The sequence below is a fragment of the Nocardioides humi genome, assembly GCF_006494775.1.
Lineage (GTDB): Bacteria > Actinomycetota > Actinomycetes > Propionibacteriales > Nocardioidaceae > Nocardioides > Nocardioides humi.
Window position 1 is genome coordinate 4,660,166 of record NZ_CP041146.1, and the last position, 19,758, is coordinate 4,679,923.

The following is a 19,758-nucleotide window of genomic DNA, read 5'->3' on the forward strand; positions in this document are numbered from 1 at the left end:
CCGTTGAGTCGGCGTTGAGTGCCCGGAGAGTGCGCCCTGATGGGCTGGCCCCGGTCGCTGCTCCCGCGGCCTTCGAACCAGCCCCCAGGAGTGATCGATGAGCCGCCACGTCAGGGTCCAGGTCCATGCCGTCGACCCCATTCTGCGGGCCGGGGTGGTCAGCCACCTCCGCCCCCGTCCCGAAGTCCGCATCGTCCCGCCCGAGGACCCCGAGCCGGTCGCCGTCGCCGTCGTCGTGGCGGACCGGGTCGACGACGAGACCGTGCGGCTGCTGCGCCGCCTGCGCCGCGACGACGTCCCGTGCGGGACCGTGCTGGTCGTCGGCGACCTCGACAACGCCGACCTGGTCAATGTCGTCGAGGCCGGGGTGGTCGGCGTGCTGCGCCGGCCCGAGGCCAGCGCCGACCGCCTGGTCGCCGCGATCCTGTCCGCCGACCGCAACGAGGGGACCGTCCCGCCCGACCTGCTCGGCCGGCTGCTCGACCAGGTCGGCGCGCTGCAGCGCGGCGTGCTCGGCCCGCGCGGGATCGCGTTCAACGGCCTGGCCGCCCGCGAGATCGAGGTGCTCCGGCTGGTCGCCGACGGATGCGACACCACCGAGATCGCCTCCCAGCTCGCCTACTCGGAGCGGACCGTGAAGAACGTCCTGCACGACGTCACCACGCGGCTGCAGCTGCGCAACCGCTCCCACGCCGTGGCCTACGCGCTGCGGCAGGGCTTCATCTGAGCCGGCTGAGCCGTGCGCCTGCCCGATCGGTCGGGACCCGCTGCCCGATCGGTGACCCCTGCGCCGCCCCGGTCCGCTCCGGCACGCGGTGAGGATCGAGTCAGTACGACGAGGAGGTGGCCTTGATCCAGGCCAGGAGACGCGCACCGGCGCTGGTGCTCGCGGTCGCGCTCGCCCAGCTCGTCCTGCTCCCCGCGCTCGTGCCGGGCGCGGCGCCCGCCGCGCCCATCGCCCCGCCGAGCGCATCCGCCGCTCCCGCCGCCGCGCCGGCCGCGCTGGCCGCGCTGGCCGCGCCGGAGCCCGACGTACGCATCGGCTTCACCGACGAGCGCGACGCGCTCGACGAGGTGTCCTTCGACCAGCCCGGCGGCACCAGCGACGGCTGCTCGCCCTGCCCGCCGCCGCCGTTCTCGACCGTGGCGCACGAGGGCGAGGCCTCGGTCGGCGGCCTCGGGACCACCTACGTCAGCACCCGCGAGTCCGCGGACGGCGACGTCTACATCCACGCCGCCACAGGCCCGCCGCAGCGGGTCACCTGCGACACGCCCGGCGACTCGGCGGTCGAGACCCACCCGGTCAGCAAGGTGCTGGCGCTGGTGAGCGACACGGGCACCTACACCGCCTCCGCGGTGGCCTTCGCCTCCGACGCCGAGGGCAGCTGGGACATCTACGTCGCCGTCTCCCCTCCGGTCTCGTCGGGCGGCGGCGTCAACCGGCCGGCCCCCGGCTGGGCGAGCGGCCCGGTCGCGGCCGCGGCCCCGACGACCTGTGCGGCGACCTGGCGGACGATCAACATCACCCAGACCCCCGACCGGGACGAGCAGTGGCCGACCTGGCTGGCGGACGGCGACCTGGTCTTCAGCAGCGCCGAGCCCGGTGAGCTGCCGGACCTGGCCATGGTGGCGGCGGAGTGGCAGCGCGACCCGGACGACGGCTCGACCACCGTCGACGTCGGCGACCCGGTCCTGCTCGACCCGACGCCCGACGTCGCCGAGACGCAGCCGGCCGCGATGGTGGTCGCCGACGACGAGATGAACTGGGTCGCCTTCACCACCACCCGGTTCCGGGAGGACGGGTCGATCGCCGTCGTCGGCATCGCCCCGGGCGGCGTGGTGGGCCCGGTGCGCGACCTGTTCGCCGCGGACGCCGGGATCGTCCGGCCGCAGGGCAGCGAGCCCGCCTGGTCGTCGCGGGTGGACGCCGACGCGATCGCGTTCACCACCACGATGACGGACCCGTACGGCGACGTCTGGGTGGCCGATCTCGCCGACGCGGACCTCCCCGACGGACCCCGGGTCGGCTCGCCCGACGACATCCAGGTGGTCGCCGGCGCCCCTGGCGTGGCCGAGAGCCACGCCGCCTGGACCGACCCGTTCGCCACCGAGGACGATCCGCGCCGCGCGGTCGTGGTCACGGTCCGCGGCGAGGGTCTCTACGTGCCCAATCCCGTGGAGTCCTACGGCCTGCGCGGCGGCGAGGTCAGCGACGTGCTGGCCCTCGACGGCGCCGACCGCAGGGTCCTGGTCGACGAGTACCGCGACGACGGCGTGCCGTACGACGAGTCGAGTCCGTCGTACTCGCCCGACGGGCAGCGGCTCGTGTACGTGCGCGGGAGCCGGGAGCTGATGGTCGCCGCCGCCGACGGCACGGGCGCCGACGTGCTCCTGCCCGCCCAGGACGCCACCACGGTGAGCAGCCCCGTGTGGTCCCCGGACGGGCGGCGGATCGCGTTCGTCCGCGCCGGCGGCGGCAGCGCGGCCAAGGTCTGGGTCCTCGACGTCGCCACCGGCGCCCTGGTCCGGGTCAGCGGCGAGGAGAGCATCGACCGGCACCCCACCTGGTCCCCGGACGGCCGCTGGATCATGGTCGGCCGGTCGGCCAGCTGGTTCGACGACCAGCCGCTCGACGGCGCCCGCCGCCAGGGCGGCCCGCTCGATCCGGCGGCGCCGATCCTGTGGATCCTCGATCCGCTCGACCCCGGCGGGGACGGCGTCGCGCTCGACACCTGCTTCGACGGCTGCTGGGTCGACGGCCGCTCGCCCGCGTGGTCGCCGGACGGCCGGACCATCGCCTACGTCGACCGCGGCAGCCTCCGCACCCTGCGGCTCGATCCCGCGGGTCCCGACCTGGCCGGCGACGACCCGACCTGGGTCCCCGAGGACTTCCACGTCGTCACCGGCTTCGACGACGGCGCACCCACGCCGAGCCGCTACGAGCTGGAGTCCGCCGAGGATCCCGCCTGGTCGCCCGACGGCAGCGAGATCGCCTTCGCTGGCCAGCCGGTCGGCCAGCCGGACCACCGCACGATCTACGCCATCACGCCCGAGGGAGACGCGTGGCGCCAGGTCACCGACAGCCGCGGACCCGACACCGAGCCGGCGTACAACCCTCCCTACGGCGCGGCGGACGTCGGCGTCGCCGTCACCGTCGCCGGGACGCCCGGCGAGACCGGCGCGCCGCTGACCGCCACGGTCACCGTGACCAACCACGGGCCCGCCGTCGCCCGCGCGGTCACCCTGGCCACGACCCTCTCCGCCGGCGCGACGGCGACGGCGACGAGCCCGCCGAGCGGCTGTGCGGCCGACGGCTCCGGATGCGCCTTCGCCGAGCTGGCGCCGGGCGAGGTGCGCACCTACGTGGTCGGCTTCCGGCATCCCGACCCGGTGACCGCCGGCGTGGTCACCGCGACCGTCGCGAGCGTGTCGGTGGACCCGGACCTGTCGAACAACACCGCCCGGGCGCCGTACGCCGTCGGCGCCACCCCCGACCTGCAGGTCCAGATCGTCCTCGACGCCGCCACCGGCTACGTCGGCGGGCACCGGACGGCGGTGGTCCGGGTGCTCAACCTGGCCGCCCACACCGCCGAGGGCGTCCGGCTCACGGTCACCTGGCCCGGCCACGTCGAGCCCACCGTCCCTGCCGTGGAGCCCGGCGAGACCCCGACCCCGCTCTGCGTCGTCACCGGCACGCTGTGTCTGCTCGGCGACCTGGCACCGGGGACGGACCTGCGGTTCCGGGTGACGGTCGGGACGCCGACCGAGGACACCGGCAGGATCCGTGCCGAGGTCACCTCCACGACCCGCGACCCGAACCTCGCCAACAACCGCGCCAGGGTGGAGCTGCCGGTGCTGCAGCCGACGGTGCGGGTGGTCCCGGCGGTCGCCCGTCCCGGCCAGGCCGTCCTCGTGTACGGCGAGCGGCTGCCGCCCGGCACCAAGGTGACGCTCGCCTGGAGCGCGGGGATCGCGTTGGACCAGGGCTCGCTGACCGTCGCCGCCGACGGCACCGTCCGGCTGCCGGTGTTCATCGTCCGGCGCGACCAGCTGGGGGAGCGGCTGCTGACGGCCACCAGCGAGACCGACGAGTTCACCCCCGTCGAGGGCGGGCTGCTCGTCGTACTCCGCTCGTTCGCGCCGCCCGACCTCGTCGGACGGGGCTGAGATGATCTCCGAGGTCGACGAGGCCGTCCGGTCGATCGTGCGCGGCGGCGCCATCGGCCCCGACATCGACGTGGTGCTCGACGCGCCCACCAAGGACTGGGCCGCCCGCCGCAACACGCCCACGGTCAACCTCTACCTGTACGACATCCGCGAGGACCTCAAGCGTCGGCCCGCCGGCTACCTCGAGGAGCGCGATCCCGACTCCGGCGCGGTCACCGTGCGCAAGCCGGCTCCCCGCTTCTTCAAGCTCAGCTACCTGGTCACCGCGTGGACCCAGCGCCCCGAGGACGAGCACCGTCTGCTCGACACGCTGCTCGCGACCTTCCTGAGGTACGACGCGCTGCCCGACGAGCTCGTCGTCGGCCCGCTCGCCGAGCCCGGGGAGTCGGTCCGGGTCACGGTGGGCCTGCCGCCGCCGGAGGACCGGGCCTTCGCCGACGTGTGGTCGGCGCTGGGCGGGGAGCTCAAGCCCTCCCTGGACCTGGTCGTCCTGGCCCCGACCTGGACCGGCCGGGCCTTCCCGGCCGGACCGCCGGTGCAGGAGGGCATCGTCGTCGACGCGACCGACCTGGTCGGCGGGGGCGCCGACACGCAGCGACAGCGGCACGTGCCGCCGCCTCCCACCGCCGAGGCCGCGAGGCGGCTCACCGCCCAGGGCCGGCCCCGGGTCCGCGGCCGATGAGCGCCGAGGCCCCGATGTCCCCACCCCGGTCGACGTCCCGGTCGACGTCCCGGTCGACGCCGCGCCAGAGCGTCGCGCACGTCCTCGGCCGGCTCGCGGTCGTCGAGGAGCGGGTGCGTGCGCTGGTGCGACTGCGCCGGGCCGGGGACCCGGCGCCGGACGACCCGTTCCGCGGGCTCTACCTCGACGACGCCGCCGTCGACCGGCTCCTGGCGGGCTCGCGCCCCGGACTGCCCGACCAGGACTCGGAGCGGGCGGCCGCCGTCGAGGCCGCGGCCGACGCCGCCGAGGAGGCCGGGGTGGCGCTGCGGCTGCGCGACCTGGCCGCGGTCTTCGGCCTGGACGAGGTGGACGTCGAGCTGCTGCTCGTCGCGATGGCCGCCGACGTCGACCCGCGGTTCGAGGGCCTCTTCGGCTACCTCAACGACGACGTCAGCCGCCGTCGCCCGTCGGCGGCGCTGGCGCTGGAGCTCGCGGGCGTGCCCCTGGGGACGCCCGAGGGCCATGCCCGGCTGCTCCACGGCCCGCTCGTGACGGGCTCCCTGGTGGAGCTGGAGGACCCGGACCGGCCCTTCGGCGGTCGCGCGGTGCGGGTGCCGGACCGGGTGGTCGCCCATCTCCTCGGCGACGACGCGGTCGACGCCGCGCTCGCGCCCGTGCTGATGGACGGGACCGACGTGCCCTGGGGCGACCCCGCGCCGCTGACCCGGGCGCTGGAGGCGGACGCCGTCCTCGTCTACCTGCGCGAGCCGCCCACCGGGTCCGGCCGGGCGCTGGCGGCCGAGGCGCTGCGGCTGACCGGCCACCGGGCGCTCCACCTCGACCTGAGGATGCTGGCGCGGCAGCCGGACCCCGGGCGGCTCGCCCGGGTGGCCGCCCGGGAGGCCCGGCTCTCCGGCGCCGGGCTGGTCGTCGGCCCGGCCGCCGTGCTGCCCGACCACCCGCAGGTCCTGCGCCACCTCGCCGCCGAGCCCCGCCCCCTCGTCGTGGTGGGCGACCGGCCCTGGGACCCCGCGTGCGCACCCCAGCCGGTGCTGCAGCTGCGGGTCCCCGAGAGCACGACCGCCGAGCGCCGGGAGATGTGGCGGTTCGCGCTCGGCGGGGGCGTCGGCGGCGACGTCCTCGCGGCCGCCGACCAGTTCCGGCTGCGTCCCGAGGACGTCCTGCGCGCCGCCCGCTCCGCGCGCCTCCAGGCCGCCGCCGACGGCGGACGCCTGACCGCGACCCATGTCATCCGTGGCGCCCGCTCGGAGAACGGCGCCGCCCTCGACCGGCTCGCGCGCCGGGTGGACCCGGCCGTCACCTGGGCCGACCTCGTCGTACCGCCGCCGGTGCTGCGCTCGCTGGAGGAGGTGGCGCTGCGCGCCCGCCACCGCGAGCGGGTCCTCGGCGAGTGGCGGATGCGTCCCGGCGGCGGGCGGGGGATCGGCGTCGCCGCCCTCTTCGCCGGCGACTCCGGCACCGGCAAGACCATGGCCACCGAGGTGATCGCCCACGACCTCGGGCTGGAGCTGTACGTCGTCGACCTGGCCACCGTCGTCGACAAGTACGTCGGGGAGACCGAGAAGAACCTCGAGCGGATCTTCACCGCGGCGGCCGGCGTCAACGCCGTCCTCCTCTTCGACGAGGCCGACGCCGTCTTCGGCAAGCGCTCGGAGGTCAAGGACGCCCACGACCGCTACGCGAACGTCGAGAGCGCCTACCTGCTGCAGCGGATGGAGTCCTTCGACGGCCTGATCATCCTCGCCACCAACCTCCGGGCCAATATCGACGACGCCTTCACCCGCCGCCTCGACATCGCCGTCGACTTCCCGCTCCCCGACGAGGCCGGCCGCCGGGCGCTGTGGGACGCCTGCCTGGGCCGCGCCGTACGCCGCGACCCCGACCTCGACCTCGAGTTCCTGGCCCGCGCCTTCGAGCTCGCCGGCGGCTCGATCCGCGCCGCATCGGTCACCGCCGCCTACCTCGCCGCCGCGGACGCCGGTGTGATCGCCATGGCGCACGTCATCGGCGCCGTGCACCGCGAGTACCGCAAGCTCGGCCGGCTCTGCCTGGAGTCGGAGTTCGGGCCTTACTGGTCGCTGGTGCAGGAGGCGCCCTAGCTGCGCCGATCGCGCGAGCGGCTCAGCCGCCGAACACCCGGGTCATGATCTGGGCCCGCAGTGACTCCGCGCGGGCCCGCTGGACGCGGACCTTGGTGAGGATGTCGGGCACGACCGAGCGGACCGAGTTGGGACCGCGGTCGACCGAGCCGATCCCGCTCGCCTCGGCCTCGGTCATGCCCATGTCGAAGGAGCGGATGGAGAACCAGACCTGCTGGGCGCCGTAGTGGGTCTGCCGCTCGCCCTTGTAGTTGGTGGCCTGGAACTCGTGCACGACGTAGTGGTAGCGGCCGTCCCACTTCTGCAGCGCCTTCCGCTCGGCGGTCATCCCGCTCGGATCCTCCTCGCCCGACGCCGCCGCCTGCTCCGGGTGCTCGGTGAGCTCGCGCTCGCCGGTCTCGATCACCAGGTTCGCCTGGACGACGAACGCCTCCACCTCGCGCAGGAACGAGAGCATCTCGGTGAGCGCCTTCCCCTGCCCGCCCTTGCCGCGAGCGGCGGCCGCCGCCATGATCGCGTCGGACAGCATCGTGAAGGCCTCGGTGGCGGCCGCCTTCGTCCCGGCGACCGACAGCAGCTGCTCGCAGTAGTTGTTGTTCGCGTCGACGTAGGCGGTCGTCGCGTTCCGCTCGGTGTTCAGAGCGGCCTTGTACGCGTCCAGCGTGCCCGCCTCCTGGACCGCTCCCTGGGCCTTGGCGTCCTGCTCGGCCTGGGTGGCCTCGTCGACGTAGCCGTAGGCGGCGTTCATCTTCGCGAGGATGTCCTTGCCGGCCTCCTTGGCCGGCTCGACGACCAGCGTCTTGACCACCTCGACGACCGCGCCGTGGGGGCCTCCCTTCCCGGCGCCGGTGATGGCGGCCTTGACGCCCTTGGCGCCGACGCCGAGCAGCTTCAGCTGATCGCTGGACAGGTCCTTCAGGGGATCCCCGCCCTTTCCGAGGCCCAGCTCGGTCAGGCCTCCGATCACCCCGGCGGCCGCCTCCGGCCCGCCCAGCGCCTTGACCGCCGCCTCGGAGCCCGCCCCGCCGATCCCGGCGAGGGCCTCGGCCGCCTTGTCGACCTCGTCGAGCTTCTTCTTCGCCGCCTCGAACTTGGCCTTGGCCTGCATCGCCTCGACGGCCGTCTTGGTGTTGCGGGTGGTGACCGCCGCCGTGTTGCGCGTGGTGGCCGTCTTCGTCCGGCTCGCCGACGCGCCGGCCAGCGCCGGCGCCAGGGCCTCGTACTTGCCGGTCGCGGCCTGCAGCGCCCGCTGCGCGTCCGCGACGCGGGGGTCGGACTGGAGCTGCTCGTAGGTCTGGCGCAGGTCCTCCGTCGCGTTCCCGCTCGCGCCCACGGCGTTCTCGACCACCCCGGCCGTTCCCGCCTCGTCGGTCACGTCCTTCAGGCTCGTGCCGGCGAACTGCTGCGCCACGGCCTCCAGGCGGGCCTCCTGGAACATCAGGCTCGAGTAGTGGCCCTTGAAGTTGGACAGCGCGGTGTTCTGGGGACCCGCATGGGCGAGGTACAGCTCGAGATCCGTGATCAGCGACGCGTTGATGCCGACCGCCTCCATGGGGATCGCCATCGCCAGGGGGTTGTCCCGGCCCACCAGCCGGTTGCCGAGGTTGGACACGCTGAAGTCCTGGTGGATGGAGGCGGCCGCCACGCCCTTGACGATCTTCGGCTGGTCCTCGCGCAGTTGCCTGAGCAGCGACTCGGCGATCGACATGTCGCGGTCGTTGCCGATCTGGAGCTCCACCTTGGTGGGCCAGTTCGTCTTGGACAGCTCCATCGCGCCCTCGTTGGCGATGGAGTCGACCTCCCCGGCACGCTGCAGGACGGGGCCTGCGGCCCGCCCGCCCAGCAGCGTGGAGATGGCCCGGTTGCCCGCGAGGGCACCGAGCCCGTGCAGATTGTCCGGTGTGTGCGCGTGCCCGCGCGTGGTCAGCGGGATGGCCTGCAGGGGCGGGTCGGCCTGCAGGTCGTCCTCCGGTGCATGGCGGCGCCTGGTCATGGTCCCCACGGTGCGGGCAGGCCGGCCCGGCCGCCTAGGGTGCTCATGCGGACGGGCGAGCAGTGAGCTCTGCCCGATCGGGCAGACGATCGGTCCGTGCGGGTGCGCTGCGGGCTCTGGCAGGTGCCCCGGGCGCCCGGCAGGGTGGCAGGACCACACCCAGGGAGGTCGTCATGATGGACCACGCCCATGCCGACGCCGAACCCGAGCTCGACGCATCCGCCCGTACCCGACAGCCCGAGCCCGATCCGCTGCTGGCCAAGGCCGCCGCGGCCGGACGGCTCGACGTCGCCGGCCCACGCGGCGTGATCGGTCTCCAGCGGACGGCCGGCAACGCGGCCACCGCGCAGCTGATGGAGGACGACGCCCCACCGGTCCAGGAGGTGGTCGGCGGCGGAGGCAGCGCGCTCGACACCGAGGTGCGCGCGGACATGGAGGCGCGGATGGGCCAGGACTTCTCCGACGTCCGGGTCCACACCGACGCCGCGGCGGACAGCTCGGCCCGCTCGGTCAGCGCGCATGCGTACACGGTCGGCTCGGACATCGTCTTCCAGCGCGGCGCCTACGATCCGTCCTCCACGGCGGGCAGGACCCTGCTCGCGCACGAGCTCACCCACGTCGTCCAGCAGCGCAACGGGCCGGTCGAGGGAACGCCGGTCGGCGGCGGGGTCTCGGTCAGCGACCCGTCCGACCGGTTCGAGCGGGAGGCGTCCGCGAACGCCGAGGCCGTGATGGGCGCCCCGGCGCCGGTGCAGCGGGAGGCGGCCGAAGAAGAAGAGGAGCTCCCGGACTGACCGCGCTCCTGCCCGTCCCTGCACGATCGGGCACCGGAGACTTCCTCCGGGGGCGACCTCGCAGACCTGTCGCCACCACAGCGAGGTGACGAGGCTGGGAGCAGTCCAACTGCTCAGGAGGCAGCATGCCGAACTACCTCTCTCCCGGCGTCTACGTCGAGGAGATGCCGGCGGGCACCCGGCCCATCGAGGGTGTGGGGACATCGGTCGCCGCCTTCGTGGGTCTGGCCGCCAAGGGGCCGGTCAACGAGCCGGTCCTCGTGTCCAACTGGTCGCAATTCACCGACGCGTTCGGTGAGTTCGTCGAGAGCTCGTACCTCGCCCACTCCGTCTACGGCTGGTTCCTCAACGGCGGCGGCAACTGCTTCGTCGTACGGATCGCGCCGAACAGCTCGAAGGGCAACGGGACCGCGCCGAAGGCGATCACCCCGCCCAAGCAGGCCGAGCTCGGCGGCTACCAGGTCACCGCGATCGCCAAGGGCGCGCAGGCCGAGAAGCGGATCGAGCTGTCGGTCGAGCCCGCGGGCGGCGACAGCCCGCCCGACGACGAGTTCAAGCTCGTGGTCAAGCTCGACGGCAAGCCGACCGAGACCTACGACAACGTCACCACCAAGGGCGCGGACAACAACGTCGCGACCAAGGTCAACACGGCCTCGAAGGTCATCAACCTCACCGAGACCTCCCAGGGCAGCGCGCTGACGCCGATCGGGCAGGGCAGCCTCGAGCTGGTCGCGCCCGAGCCCGAGCCGGTGCCGCCGACGACGGAGAACCTCGGTGGGTCCGACTACATCGGGGACGTCGCCCAGCGGACCGGGTTCGGCGGGCTGGAGGCGGTCGACGAGATCACCATGGTCGCCGCCCCGGACCTGGCGGCCGCGCTCGAGCAGGGCGCGATCGACCTCGACACCTTCAAGGCCGTGCAGCTCGGCATGATCGCCCACTGCGAGCTGATGGGCGACCGGGTCGCCATCCTCGACACGCCGCCGGGGCTCAACGCCCAGGGCGTCCACGACTGGCGGGTCAACCAGGCCGGCTTCGACTCCAAGTTCGCCACCATGTACTGGCCGTGGGTCGAGGTCTTCGACCCCACGGCCGGGTCCAACCGGTTCATCCCGCCGTCGGGGCACATGGCCGGCATCTGGGCCCGCAACGACGACAGCCGCGGCGTGCACAAGGCGCCCGCCAACGAGGTCGTCCGCGGTGCGCTGCGACTGCAGACCACGATCACCAAGGCCGAGCACGACCTGCTCAACCCGGTGGGCATCAACTGCGTCCGCTCCTTCCCGGGCCGCGGCGTCCGGGTCTGGGGCGCACGGACCCTGTCCAGCGACGCCGAATGGCGCTACCTCAACGTCCGCAGGCTCTTCAACTACCTCGAGGAGTCGATCCTGATGGGGACGCAGTGGGTGGTGTTCGAGCCGAACGACCACCAGCTCTGGGCCCGGATCCGGCGCACGATCAGCGCCTTCCTCGTCAACGAGTGGCGCAAGGGCGCCCTGTTCGGCACCACGCCGGACGAGGCCTTCTTCGTCAAGTGCGACGACGAGACCAACCCCGCGGAGGGCATCGACGCCGGCCAGGTGGTCTGCCAGATCGGCGTCGCGCCCGTGAAGCCGGCGGAGTTCGTCGTCTTCCAGCTGTCCCAGTTCTCCGGTGGCACCAGCCTCGTAGCAGAGTAGGTAGGAAACCAGCATGGCCCTCGCAGACAGCCTCGACAGTGCGGCCGCCAACGGCTTCATCGTCACCATCGACGGGATCCAGATCCCCAAGGTCAACCAGGTCAGCGGCCTCAAGCAGGAGGTCGACAAGATCGAGCTCAAGCAGCAGACCAGCGACGGCAAGTACGTCGTCCGCCAGCTCATCGGCCGGGCCAAGCCGGGCGAGTTCACCGTCACCCGCGGCCTGACGGACTCCAAGACCGTCACGGACTGGCTCAAGACCGTGTCCGAGGGCGACGTCGCCGGCTCCCGCAAGACCGCGTCCGTCGTGGTGACCGACTACCAGGGCTCGCCGATCAAGACCTACAGCTTCACCAACTGCTGGGTGCGCAGCGTCGAGGTCAACGAGCTCAAGGCCGGTGCCGCCGAGCAGGCGACCGAGAAGTTCACGGTCTGCTTCGACGAAGTGACGGTGTCCTGATGCAGCGCGGCCCCGCACTCGCCGACCCCGAAGGGGAGGCGGCGGCCGCGCGACGTACGCACGAACCGGTGCTGCGCACGGAGTTCGAGTTCGAGCTGCCCCGGGGGTACGTCGACGCGGAGGGCGTCACCCACCGCCAGGGCACGATGCGGCTGGCGACCGCCCGCGACGAGCTGCTGCCGCTCTACGACGCCCGGGTGCAGGAGAACGCCGCGTTCACGACCGTCGTCCTGCTCGGCCGGGTGATCACCCGGCTCGGCTCGGTGCCCGTCGTCAACGCCCAGGTCGTGGAGAGCATGTTCGCCAGCGACGTGGCGTTCCTGCAGGACTTCTACCGGCGGATCAACGCCGAGGGTCACACCCGCGCGGCCGTGACGTGCCCGTCCTGCGACCACCGGTTCGCGGTCGACCTCGCAGGTGGGCGCCTGGGGGAATCGTGACGTACGGGGCCGACCGCATCTACGCCGAGGTCTCGTACGTCGCCTACCACTTCCACTGGCCGCCGGACGCGATCCTCGACCTGGAGCACGGACAGCGGCTGCGCTTCGTCCACGAGATCGGCGCGATCAACGACCGGCTGAACGAGGAGCGCTGACCCATGGGCTGGTCCTGGCCCTGGCGCCGCGGGCCCGGCGCCGCGTCGCCGCCGGCCGCCGGCGCGGCGGCTCCCGCCTCCCCGCCGGCGCCCGCCCCGATGGGGTGGGCCTTCCTGCCGCCGATCCAACGCCAGGTCGCCACCGCGATGCCGACCCTGAGCCGCGACTTCGCGCCGGGCAGCTGGTCCTCCCCGGGCTTCACCGGGGCGATGACCCACGCCGTCACCGACACCGCGCCCGGCGGGCTGATCGATGCCGACGGCGCCGGCCTCGGCACGCCCTTCCTCGACACCCGCCCGTTCCCCGAGCTGCCCCTGCCGCCGCGGCGACCCTCCGCCCGGCCGGTGGCCCAGCGCTCCGTGCAGCGCGCGGCGACGGAGGAGGAGCCGCCGGTGCTGTCGGTGCCGCCGGTGCTGTCGGGGCTGTCGGGGCTGGCCGTGGTGCCGCCGGAGCCGGTGGAGGCCGAGCCGGCCCGGGAGCCCGGCGTCGAGCGGTCGGTGGCCGTGGAGGTCGTGCCGCTGCGGGTCCTCGGCCCCGCGCCGCTGCCGGCCGCGCCCGGACCCCGCCCGCTCACCACCGCCGGCACGGCGGCGCTGCCGCTGGTGCAGCGCGCCGCCGTCGCCCCCGAGCGCTCGGCGGCACCGCCGCCCACCCCGCCGCCCACCCGCCGCCCACGCCGACCCTCGGCCCGGGCGCGCCCCCACCCGAGGTGCCTGCCGAGTCCCCGCCGGGCGAGGAGCCCACGGAGACCGCGACACTGGCCTCGTCGGCCGCCCCCTCCGCCGCCCTCTCGACCACCCTCTCGACCACCCTCTCGACCACGGCGTCCGACCCGGTGCCGGTCCCGATGCCGGTCCAGCGCGCCGTCGCAGCGCCCGCCGCAGCGCCCGTCGCAGCGCCCGGCGCCGGCCGGCCACGGATCGGCCTGGGACCGCCGCTGCCGGGGGTACCGGCCAGCGCCGTGGGTATGCCGCCGGCCCCGGCGCGGGAGCGCCCCGGCGCCGACGGGTTCACCGAGGTGGTGGTGCCGTCCCGGCCCAGCAGCCTGCCGCTGCAGCGCCGGGCGACGACAGCCCCGGAGGTCGCGCCCGCAACCACCCCGCCGCCCAACCTCTCGCCCAACCTCTCGCCGGACCTCTCGCCGGACCTCCCGCCGGACCTCCCGCCCGACCTCCCGCCCGACCTCCCGCCCGACCTCCCGCCCGACCTCCCGCCCGACCTCCCGCCCGACTTTCCGGCGGAGCTGCCGCTGGCCCGGCCGTCCGCACCGGTCCCCGATGCGCCCGCGCCCCCACTGCTCGGCACGGTCGCCCCGCTGCACATGGCGCGGCTGGACTCCTCCCTGGACCGCTCCGGGCCGGGCGCCGGCCCCGGGCAGCCGCGCCCGGTCCTCGCGGTCCGGCCCACGGGCTCTCCCGCCGCAGCGGCGCCGCTGACCGTCGTGCCCGTGCAGCGGATCGCCGCCGATCCGCCCGGAACCCGGCCCGCCGCCCACTCGCCCGCCCAGCCGTCCGTCCAGCGAGCCAGCCGCCGGCAGGCGGCCCCGCCGGACGACACCCCGCCGCAGGCGACACCCGCTGCACCGGCGGCACCGGCGGCACCGGCGGCACCGGCCGTCGCCGTACGGCTCTCCCCGGCGGAGCCCGCCCCGCCCCACTCCGCGCTCCCCGCGCTCCCGGCGTCCGCCGCGCCGGTCGTGCAGCGGGCCGCGACGATGCCGCCCGCCCCACCTGCGCCGCTCGCCCCGCTCGTCCGTCCGGTGCAGCGCGCCGCGGACCCGCCCACGATCCAGGCCGCCGAGGAGGCGCCGTCCGACGCCGGGCCGCCCCCGGCACCGAGGAGACCCCGGCCTCCGGAACGACCCCGGACCAGCACCGGCCGCCGGGACCAGCGGGACCACCGGCGCCACCGCGCCCGCGTCCGGCGCTCCCAGCCCCGAGCAGGCCGAGGCGATGGCCCGCCAGATCTTCCCGCCGATCCTGCGGATGCTCCGCGGCGAGCTGCTCGTCGACCGGGAGCGCCGTGGGATCCGGACGGACCGGTGGTGAGCACGGTGAGCACAGTGAGAGACCCGGCGAGAGACCCGGCGAGAGGCACGACGAGGAGCGCTGAGTCCCTGCTGAGTCACCCGTCCGACACTCGCCTCCCCGGCACGAGGAGGGACGAGCGGTGAGCCAGCTCCAGGACGTCGAGACCGCGGTCAGCGTCTGCTACGTGGTGCAGATCGACGGCCAGGACCTCGGGGCCTTCACGGGCTGCGAGGGCATCGGCTGCGAGGTGGTGCTGGAGACCCGTGAGGAGGGCGGCAACAACGGCTTCGTGTGGCAGCTGCCCTCGCGGCTGAAGTTCCCCAACGTCAAGCTGACCCGTCCGCTGGGCCGGCAGACGGAGAGCATCGCCACCTGGATCTCCGGGGTGGTCACCGGCTACACCCGCCAGACCGCCGTCATCCAGGCGATGACCGCCGACGGCGCGATCGTGGCGGAGTGGTCGCTGCACGACGTCGTCCCCGTGCGCTGGACCGGTCCGCAGCTGACGCCCGACCAGCCCAAGGTGCTCACCGAGACGCTCGAGATCGCCCACCACGGCTTCCTGCCGGCCGGGTGAGGCTGGGTCGATGGAAGGGGGAGACAGGTCATGAGCAGCAGTCCGGTCGGGTTCGACGCGGCCGCCGGGGGCGGCAGCGCCGGCGCGAAGCTCGAGCATGCCTACCTCCTGGTGCACGAGCCGTCCAAGGACGGCTCGCTCGCCGCGCCGGGACCCAAGCTCGGGCAGATCGACTTCCAGTTCAACCCCAAGGAGCTGCAGCTGCAGAAGCAGGCGAAGTGGAAGCGGGAGGAGGCCAAGGGCAACAAGTCGGCCTCGCCGCCGCAGTTCACCGGCGCCGACCCGTCCAAGCTCACCGTCGAGATGTTCCTCGACGCCTCCGCCGCACAGGACACCAGCGTGGTGAAGACCGTGGAGCGGCTCTTCGAGCTGACCGTGCCCACCGAGCAGTCCCTCACGGGCAAGAAGCCGTCCCCGCCGTGGGTCGTCTTCCGCTGGGGCGGGCTGACCGGCTTCCTGGCCTACGTCAGCCAGGTGCAGGCCAAGTACACGCTGTTCTCCTCCGGCGGCATCCCGGTCCGGGCGAGCTGCCAGGTCACCCTCGAGGAGCTGTCCGGCGAGCCCGCCCGCCAGAACCCCACCTCGGGCGGACTCGTGCCCCAGCGGGTCCACGACGTCGTCGAGGGCGACACCCTCCCCGCGATCGCGTACGCCGAGTACGGACGCCCCGCGCTGTGGCGGGCGATCGCCGAGCTCAACCGGATCGACGACCCGTCGCGACTGCGGCCCGGGACCCGCCTGCTGCTGCCCGCCCCCGACGACGTCGCGACGGGCGAGCGGACCCGACGGAGAGGACTCGGCCGTGCCGCACGGTGAGGAGTTCAGCAACAGCCTGCTGGTCAAGGTGGACGGCACCCCGCTGCCGGACGACGTCGCGACCCAGCTGGTGTCCGGGAGCATCGACGACAGCACCCGCGTGCCCGACCTGTTCGTGCTGCGCTTCACCGACCCGGGCGGCACGGTGCTCGCGAAGGCCGGCTTCGACATCGGCGCGCAGGTGGAGCTCGGCCTCCAGAGCACCGCACCCGGCGGCCCCGAGCCGCTGCTGGTCGGAGAGGTCACCGCGCTCGAGGCCGAGGTCGGCGAGGGCGGCGTGCACACCGTCGTCCGCGGCCTGGACCTGGCGCACCGCCTCTACCGCGGCACCCGGGTCAAGGCCTACGTCAACATGGCCGCGTCCGACATCGTCGCCGAGGTCGCCCGCCGGGTCGGGCTGCCCGTGGTCGTGGACGCCACGCCCGCGATGCTCGACCACACGACGCAGGCGGGGGAGAGCGACTGGGACTTCCTGTCCCGGCTGGCGGCCCAGCACGACCGCCTGCTCACCGTCAGCGACGGCCGGCTGCACTTCGTACGACGCCCGGCCGCCGCCGAGGCGCCCACCTCCACCGACGCGCGATCCGAGCCGCTGGTCCTCGAGCAGGGGGTCAACCTCGTCCAGCTGCGTGCCACGATCACCGCCTCCGGGCAGGTCCCGGCCGTGCAGGTGCGGGGCTGGGACCCCGCCCAGCAGCAGCCGGTCGTGGCCGACGCCGAGTGCCGCACCGACAGTGCCCGGCCCGACGGCGGCACCTCGCCGCGCCAGGTCGCGGAGCGGTTCACGTCGCCGCCGTACGTCTCCGGCGACCCGCGACTCAGCGACACCGAGATCGCCCGGGCCAGCGCCGCGTCCCTGGCCGACCACGTCGCCGGCGGGTTCGCGGAGGTCGAGGGCGTGGCCCGCGGCAACCCCGCCCTGCGCGCCGGGTCGGCGATCAAGCTCGCCGGTGTCGGCGACCCGTTCGCGGGCCGCTACGTGCTCACCTCGACCCGGCACGAGTTCAGCCCCGCCGTCGGCTACCGGACCCAGTTCGTCGCGTCGAACACCTCCGACCGGTCGCTGTACGCCGCCACCGGCGCCGCGACCGGACCGGACGCCGGGACCGTCGGGGTGAGTCCGGCGGTGGTCACCAGCGTCCAGGACCCCGAGGACCTGGGCCGGGTCAAGATCAAGGTCCCGTGGCTCTCCGACGACTACGAGTCCGGCTGGGCCCGGACCCTGCAGCTCGGCGCCGGCGACGAGCGCGGGCTGACGATCCTGCCCGAGGTGGGCGACGAGGTGCTGGTCGCGTACGCCGCCGGCGACCTCGGGCACCCGTACGTGCTGGGCGGTGTGTTCAACGGCCGGGACCGCCCCCGGCCCGGCTGGGGCGAGCACGTCGACGGCGGCTCCGGCGCGGTCAGCCGCCGCGCCTGGGTGTCGCGGACCGGGATGGAGGTCGCGTTCGTGGAGCGCAGCGGCGCGGAGTCACTGGAGATCACCACCAACGGCGGCGCGCAGAAGGTGGTCCTGCAGCAGAGCGCGAAGGGCATCGAGATCGTCTCCGAGGGCCCGGTCGACGTCACCGCCCGGCAGAACGCCACCGTGCGGGCCCAGGGCGACGTCGCCGTCGAGGCGCAGGGCAACGCCGGGGTGAAGGGCACCCGGGTCGAGGTCACCAGCAGCGCGGGGCTCAAGCTCAGCGGCGCGACGGTCGACGTCGAGGCGTCCGGGCCGCTGACCCTCAAGGGCGCGATCGTGAGGATCAACTGATGCCCGCGGCGGCCCGGGTCGGCGACGCGACGGGGCACCCCGGCGTGCTGACCGGTCCCGGCGCGCCGACGGTGCTGATCGGCGGCCTGCCCGCCGCCGTGGTCGGTGACCTGCACACCTGCTCGTTCCCGCCGCCCGCCGGACCGCACCCGCCGTCCCCGATCGTCCCGCCGGGCTGCCCGACCGTCCTCATCGGCGGCAAGCCGGCCGCGCGGGTCGGCGACCTCAGCGGCTGCGGTGCGCCGATCCTGCCGCCGGGCTGCCCGACCGTGCTGATCGGAGGCTGAGATGGGCGCGGAGTTCGTCGGGGCCGGCTGGTCCTTCCCCCTGCGCACCGACGCCACCGGCCGGGTGGCACTGGTCAACGGCGCCGAGGAGATCGAGGAGAGCATCCGGCTGATCCTGATGACGGCGCCGGGGGAGCGGCCGATGCGGCCCGAGTTCGGGTGCGCCGTCCACGACTTCGTCTTCGCCCCGGCCGACGCCGCCACCGCCGGCGACATCGCGTACGCCGTCCGGGTGGCGCTCAACCGCTGGGAGCCGCGGATCGAGCTGGGCGACGTCGTCGTCCGGTTCGACGCCGTCGACCGCGGGGTGCTCTACGTCGACATCGGCTACTCGCTGCGCGGCGTCAACGACCCCGCAACCTCGTCTTCCCGTTCTACGTGATCCCGGCCGAGGAGAACGCATGACCCTGCCCGCCCCCACCTCGACGACCGCCGCTTCCAGGATCTCGTCGACGACGCGAAGCGGCTGGTCCAGCAGCGCTGCCCGGAGTGGACCGACCACAACGTGTCCGATCCCGGCGTGACGCTGATCGAGACCTTCGCGTTCATCACCGACGAGCTGCTCTACCGGCTCAACCGGGTGCCGGACCGGCTCTACGTCACCTTCCTCGACCTGCTCGGGGTCACCCTCTACCCGCCGACGCCGGCGCGCGTCGACGTCACCGCCTGGCTGGGCGCGGCCGCCAAGGAGCCGATCGTCCTCCCCGCCGGCGCCGAGGTGGCCACGGTGCGCACCGCCCAGGAGAGCGCCGTCGTCTTCGCCACGACGACGGCGCTCACCCTCCCGCCGCGCCGCCTCGCCCACGTGGTCACCCACCCCGTCGGCGGCGAGCCGGAGCGTCGCGACGACGAGCTCAGCCTCGGCACGGAGTTCCCGTGCTTCAGCGAGCAGCCGGCGTACGACGACGCCCTCTACCTCGGCATCGACGACGCCGCGCCCTCGTGCGCCATCGGGCTGCGGTTCACCGCGCACCTGCAGGGCGTCGGCGTGGACCCGACCCGGCCGCCGCTGGTCTGGGAGGCGTGGACCGGCACCGGGTGGACCGGCTGCGACGTCGACCACGACACCACCGGCGGGCTGAACCGGCCCGGCGACGTCGTCGTGCACGTCCCCCCGACGCACGTGCCGTCGGTCGTGGCGCAGGTCCGCGCCGGGTGGCTGCGGTGCCGGGTGGTGGCGCCCGCCGAGGGCTACCCGTTCTACAGCGCCACTCCGACGGTCACCGAGGCGTCGGCGTACACGATCGGCGGGACGGTCACCGCGATCCACGCGGAGACGGTGACCGACGAGGTGCTCGGGCTGTCGGAGGGCGTGCCGGGGCAGGTCTTCACGCTCACCCGGGGGCCGGTCGTCTCCGACGGCGAGCCGTTCGTGGTCGAGGTCGCGGCCGGATCCGGGTGGGACACCTGGCACGAGGTCGCGACCTTCGCCGACTGCGACGCCGACGCCCGCGTGGTGCGTCTGGACCGCGCGACCGGCGAGGTGCAGCTCGGCCCGGCGGTGCGGGAGGCCGACGGCTCGCTGCGGCAGTACGGCGCGGTGCCGCCCAAGGGCGCGCCGCTGCGGGTCCTCGCCTACCGGATCGGCGGCGGTCCTGCCGGCAACGTCGCCGCCGGCGCGATCCGGATCCTGCGGACCACCGTGCCCGGCGTCGACCGGGTCGAGAACCGGCGCGCGGCGGTCGGCGGGGTGGCGCCGGAGACCGTCGAGGAGGCCAAGCTGCGCGGGCCGCTCGCGCTGCGCACCCGCGACCGGGCCGTCACCTGCGAGGACTACGAGCAGCTCGCTCGTGTCGCCGCCCCCAGATCGCCCGGGTGA

General features: G+C 74.5%; 17 protein-coding genes. 16 read left to right on the forward strand and 1 reads right to left on the reverse strand.

Annotation, left to right across the window (positions count from 1 at the left end; translation table 11 throughout):
• Positions 1-97: 97 nt before the first annotated feature.
• The 4 genes from FIV44_RS22525 (at position 98) to FIV44_RS22540 (ending at position 6,951) form a co-directional block, all read left to right on the forward strand.
• Complete coding sequence (locus FIV44_RS22525; protein ID WP_141006395.1) at positions 98-727, forward strand: helix-turn-helix transcriptional regulator; 630 nt, start codon at positions 98-100, stop codon at positions 725-727.
• A 116-nt stretch (positions 728-843) separates the two neighbouring features.
• Positions 844-4,167 (forward strand): DUF11 domain-containing protein, encoded by a 3,324-nt coding sequence (locus FIV44_RS22530; protein WP_141006396.1) that lies wholly within the window; start codon positions 844-846, stop codon positions 4,165-4,167.
• A 1-nt stretch (position 4,168) separates the two neighbouring features.
• The gene (locus tag FIV44_RS22535) at positions 4,169-4,849 is read left to right on the forward strand and encodes a Pvc16 family protein (RefSeq protein WP_141006397.1); all 681 of its coding nucleotides are present in this window, start codon (positions 4,169-4,171) and stop codon (positions 4,847-4,849) included.
• Positions 4,850-4,863: 14 nt separating this feature from the next.
• Positions 4,864-6,951, forward strand: coding sequence for an ATP-binding protein (locus FIV44_RS22540; RefSeq protein ID WP_141006398.1), 2,088 nt, complete (start codon positions 4,864-4,866; stop codon positions 6,949-6,951).
• Positions 6,952-6,973: 22 nt separating this feature from the next.
• On the opposite strand, the gene FIV44_RS22545 is transcribed toward FIV44_RS22540, so the two are convergent.
• The gene (locus FIV44_RS22545; RefSeq protein ID WP_141006399.1) at positions 6,974-8,944 is read right to left on the reverse strand and encodes a hypothetical protein; all 1,971 of its coding nucleotides are present in this window, start codon (positions 8,942-8,944) and stop codon (positions 6,974-6,976) included.
• Between the two features lie 173 nt (positions 8,945-9,117).
• On the opposite strand from FIV44_RS22545, the gene FIV44_RS22550 reads away from it, so the two are divergent.
• The 12 genes from FIV44_RS22550 to FIV44_RS22600 all read left to right on the forward strand — a co-directional run bounded on the left by FIV44_RS22550 (position 9,118) and on the right by FIV44_RS22600 (position 19,758).
• On the forward strand, positions 9,118-9,738 hold the full coding sequence (locus FIV44_RS22550) for an eCIS core domain-containing protein (RefSeq protein ID WP_141006400.1): 621 nt from the start codon (positions 9,118-9,120) through the stop codon (positions 9,736-9,738).
• Positions 9,739-9,863: 125 nt separating this feature from the next.
• Positions 9,864-11,417 (forward strand): phage tail sheath family protein, encoded by a 1,554-nt coding sequence (locus tag FIV44_RS22555; RefSeq protein WP_141006401.1) that lies wholly within the window; start codon positions 9,864-9,866, stop codon positions 11,415-11,417.
• A gap of 13 nt (positions 11,418-11,430) precedes the next feature.
• Entirely contained in the window at positions 11,431-11,877 is a 447-nt protein-coding gene (locus FIV44_RS22560; RefSeq protein ID WP_141006402.1) for a phage tail protein, read from the forward strand.
• Complete coding sequence (locus tag FIV44_RS22565) at positions 11,877-12,317, forward strand: hypothetical protein (protein WP_141006403.1); 441 nt, start codon at positions 11,877-11,879, stop codon at positions 12,315-12,317. Before FIV44_RS22560 ends, FIV44_RS22565 begins: the two co-directional genes overlap by 1 nt.
• Complete coding sequence (locus FIV44_RS34180) at positions 12,314-12,472, forward strand: DUF6760 family protein (protein WP_344113140.1); 159 nt, start codon at positions 12,314-12,316, stop codon at positions 12,470-12,472. The genes FIV44_RS22565 and FIV44_RS34180 overlap by 4 nt, the downstream gene beginning before the upstream one ends.
• A gap of 710 nt (positions 12,473-13,182) precedes the next feature.
• A complete protein-coding gene (locus FIV44_RS22570) occupies positions 13,183-14,646 on the forward strand; it encodes a hypothetical protein (protein WP_141006404.1) in 1,464 nt (487 codons plus the stop codon).
• Positions 14,643-15,080, forward strand: coding sequence for a phage tail protein (locus FIV44_RS22575; protein WP_141006405.1), 438 nt, complete (start codon positions 14,643-14,645; stop codon positions 15,078-15,080). The genes FIV44_RS22570 and FIV44_RS22575 overlap by 4 nt, the downstream gene beginning before the upstream one ends.
• 30 nt (positions 15,081-15,110) lie before the next feature.
• The gene (locus FIV44_RS22580) at positions 15,111-15,896 is read left to right on the forward strand and encodes a CIS tube protein (protein ID WP_141006406.1); all 786 of its coding nucleotides are present in this window, start codon (positions 15,111-15,113) and stop codon (positions 15,894-15,896) included.
• Positions 15,883-17,652: a VgrG-related protein gene (locus FIV44_RS22585; protein WP_141006407.1), complete on the forward strand. Its 1,770-nt coding sequence runs from the start codon at positions 15,883-15,885 to the stop codon at positions 17,650-17,652. The genes FIV44_RS22580 and FIV44_RS22585 overlap by 14 nt, the downstream gene beginning before the upstream one ends.
• Complete coding sequence (locus tag FIV44_RS22590; protein WP_141006408.1) at positions 17,652-17,939, forward strand: PAAR domain-containing protein; 288 nt, start codon at positions 17,652-17,654, stop codon at positions 17,937-17,939. Before FIV44_RS22585 ends, FIV44_RS22590 begins: the two co-directional genes overlap by 1 nt.
• 1 nt (position 17,940) lies before the next feature.
• Positions 17,941-18,321 carry a GPW/gp25 family protein gene (locus FIV44_RS22595; RefSeq protein WP_219996139.1) on the forward strand — a complete coding sequence of 127 codons (381 nt, stop codon included), beginning with the start codon at positions 17,941-17,943 and terminating at the stop codon, positions 18,319-18,321.
• A gap of 84 nt (positions 18,322-18,405) precedes the next feature.
• On the forward strand, positions 18,406-19,758 hold the full coding sequence (locus FIV44_RS22600; RefSeq protein ID WP_219996545.1) for a putative baseplate assembly protein: 1,353 nt from the start codon (positions 18,406-18,408) through the stop codon (positions 19,756-19,758).